The sequence below is a fragment of the Calothrix rhizosoleniae SC01 genome (genome assembly GCF_900185595.1).
Taxonomy (GTDB): domain Bacteria; phylum Cyanobacteriota; class Cyanobacteriia; order Cyanobacteriales; family Nostocaceae; genus Calothrix_A; species Calothrix_A rhizosoleniae.
The window spans coordinates 1-3163 of record NZ_FYBH01000461.1; the positions used below are offsets into that span (position 1 = coordinate 1).

Here is a 3163-nt window from a genome sequence, read left to right on the forward strand (position 1 = left end):
AACCTACTTAAGTATGTAGCAATGCATCTTCCACCAAAATCAACAGCGATTGAAGCCTTTATACAATTTATTGGTGCATTTGCAGTCACAATTATAGGTATAATCATTGCAAGACAATCAAAGAAAGACTTTCCTAAATTTGTCTGGATTAAAGAAAAAGCTATATTTTGGGCTGCAATAGGTGGAACATCTTTTTATGGAAATGATTTAACTGATTGCTGCTTTGATGGTATAGATTTAAGACATACAGATTTTAGGAATACTAATTTAACCCATACTAGCTTTAAAGGTGCAACTGGTTTAGAACTAGCACGACTACAAGGAACAATTTTAGAAGATTCTAAAGTGAGAAAATTACTCACAACTAATGATGGTTACGGTAAAGATTTTACGGGAGCAAATTTACAAGGTGCAAATTTACAAGGCGCAGATTTAAGAGAAGCGATTTTATGCAACGCCCAATTATTAGATGCAGATTTGTCTGGAGCTTGTTTAACAGATGCTTGTATTCAAGATTGGAATATTAACCATAACACTCGCTTTGAAAATGTTGATTGTCAGCGCGTTTACCTAAAGCGTAGTCAAAATGGACATTTCTTAGAACCAAAACCAGACAGCGGAGAATTTCAACCAGGGGAATTTGAAAAATGGATTACAGATGTCAGAGATACCATTGATTTAATTTTCCAAAATGGATTGAATTGGAGAGCTTTTGCATATTCCTTAACTCAAACTGCTATTAATAATGACGGGTTGGGTTTATCTGTTCGCAGTATTGAAAATAAAGGCGATGGGGTTGTAGTTGCTAAAGTTGGTGTTTCTTTAGACACTAATAAAAATGCTATTCATGAAGAAATTACAACTAATTATCAGGAAGCAGTTAAAACTATTGAAGCAAAATACGAATTAGTGCTGCAAGCGAAGGAAGTGGAAATACAAAGATTACAGAGTTTTTATGACGAGCAGCAAAGATTTATTCAAGGATTAATTACTGGAATTGCTGAGACAAAAGACAAAGTCTTAATTCAGGGCGAAGGAAATCGTGTATATATGATGAATCAAGCAGGTGATATTATGGAAAGCAAAAATGAAGGTCTCAGTATCGGTGGAAATGTCGGCGGAAATGCAGGCACTGGTGACACAATATCTGTAGGTGGAGATATGAATCTCACTGCGTCCAGCTTGACAGGTAATCTTAATAACGTGACTAGTCAAATTCAACAGTTGAGCGATGTTAAAACCGAAAGTACGGATAAATTAGCAGAAATTTTAACCATCTTGCAAAAATCTATTGTTGATGATGCTTTACTTTCTGAAAACCAGAAGAAGGAAGCACTTGAAGCAGTAGAAACCATCGCAGAGGAAGGTAAAAAAACACCAGGAGAAAGAATAACGAAACTCTGCTCTATGGCTTTAAATGCTCTCAAAGGTGTGACGACTGCTGTTTCTGATGCTAGTAAGCTAGCAGGAACTGTCAAGACTTATTTACCTATTTTGACAAAAATATTAGGTCTTTAACTTAACCCTTCCTGCTGAACAATGATGCAATAATAAACTTAAAAATAATAGACAATTTTTCTCATCTAATTATGTTTCCAGTTAAAGCTTCTCGCACATCTAACATGGCAGTATAAGTGGATAAAATATGTAAGGTTTCATGATCGGGTGTATGTTTTAAGGCAGTAGCGATCGATACCGCAATACCCAGTCTGAACCAATCGATAAAATTAATATTCTTTCCCACACTTGAATTGGTTTATGCTAGTAACAGCAAAACATTAAGAATTTTTAAATTCTGTTCCCAGCTTACCCATGCAATGTATAGTAAACCGCCGCGCTCAATTCTCGGCAAGCCATCGGTATTGGTTGCCAGAAATCAGCGAAGCAGAAAATATTGAAAAATTCGGTGCTTGCTCTAAATTTCCCGGTCACGGACATAACTATGTGTTATTTATTTCGATGGCAGGAGAGTTAGATGAATATGGCATGGTATTGAATTTATCTGACGTAAAGCATGTAATTAAGCAAGAAGTTACCAGTCAATTAGACTTTTCTTACTTAAATGATGTGTGGTCAGAATTTCAACAAACCCTACCAACCACAGAAAATATTGCCAGGGTAGTTTGGCAGCGTTTAGCACCTCACTTACCTTTAGTCCGCGTACAGTTGTTTGAACATCCTGAACTTTGGGCAGATTATATGGGAAACGGCATGGAATCTTATTTAACTACTAGTACTCATTTTAGTGCAGCTCACCGACTGGCTTCGACAGAACTGAGTGACGAAAAGAACTTTGAAATTTACGGTAAATGTGCGCGTCCCCACGGACATGGACATAATTACCACTTGGAAGTTACCGTCAAAGGAGAAATCGAGCCACGTACAGGCATGATTGTGGATTTAGGGGCGCTCAACCAAGTTATTGAAGATTATGTAGTTGAGCCATTTGACCATACCTTCTTAAATAAAGATATTCCTTTTTTTGCTCAAGTCGTACCTACTGCTGAGAATATCGCTTTACATATTAGTAACTTATTGCGATCGCCGATTCAAGAGTTAGGTGTTCAACTTTACAAAGTGAAGTTAATCGAAAGTCCTAATAATTCCTGTGAAATCTATTGCACCCAGTCAGAGGAAAGCTCTGTAAATAATACTGCTGGCGAACCAGTATTAGCACAGGTGTAATTGTAGGGTGGGCATTGCCCATCTGACCGAAAAACTGGGTTTAAAGTCCCATCCTTCTAGGATATGCTGGTCATTCAGAGTGTCAGCTCTGAATGACCAAAAAATAAGGGTTTAAGGAGTGCGATCGCACTCCTTTTAATAACTAAAAATCCCTATTAATTCGTTTGGGCGAGGGGTCATATCAAGTTCAGAGGAAAGTATATTACTAGGACTTAAGCACTGTACAAATTTATCATTTTGTGAATTCATAAAAATACTACATTGTTTCAGGCGTTTATCAATTATCCTTTGATCAATAGCAGTCGCGTAAAAGCAGGAAACATCAAAGTTTAATACCCGAAAACCATCCTGCATATTTGGGTTTTTCTGTTAATGCGTAAGTTCTAATTACGATAATCTAGTTTGTCGCCCACCCCTCCCAATACCTGTCTAAATTCTACTCTGCGCCTTACTTCACACCCACGGACCAGTCAGCTCC

The 3163-nt window shown here is 37.4% G+C and carries 3 protein-coding genes; 2 read left to right on the top strand and 1 reads right to left on the bottom strand.

Going from position 1 to position 3163, the window contains the following annotated elements:
* Positions 1–1518: pentapeptide repeat-containing protein (locus CALSC_RS25440; protein WP_235006958.1), on the top strand; the 1518-nt coding region annotated here is incomplete at its 5' end.
* Positions 1519–1579: 61 nt separating this feature from the next.
* Here CALSC_RS25440 and CALSC_RS26850 read toward each other — a convergent pair.
* Positions 1580–1744: a hypothetical protein gene (locus CALSC_RS26850; RefSeq protein ID WP_159460700.1), complete on the bottom strand. Its 165-nt coding sequence runs from the start codon at positions 1742–1744 to the stop codon at positions 1580–1582.
* Between the two features lie 68 nt (positions 1745–1812).
* Here CALSC_RS26850 and CALSC_RS25445 point away from each other — a divergent pair, with 68 nt between their 5' ends.
* On the top strand, positions 1813–2685 hold the full coding sequence (locus tag CALSC_RS25445; RefSeq protein ID WP_088243962.1) for a 6-carboxytetrahydropterin synthase: 873 nt from the start codon (positions 1813–1815) through the stop codon (positions 2683–2685).
* The last annotated feature ends 478 nt before the right edge of the window (positions 2686–3163 follow it).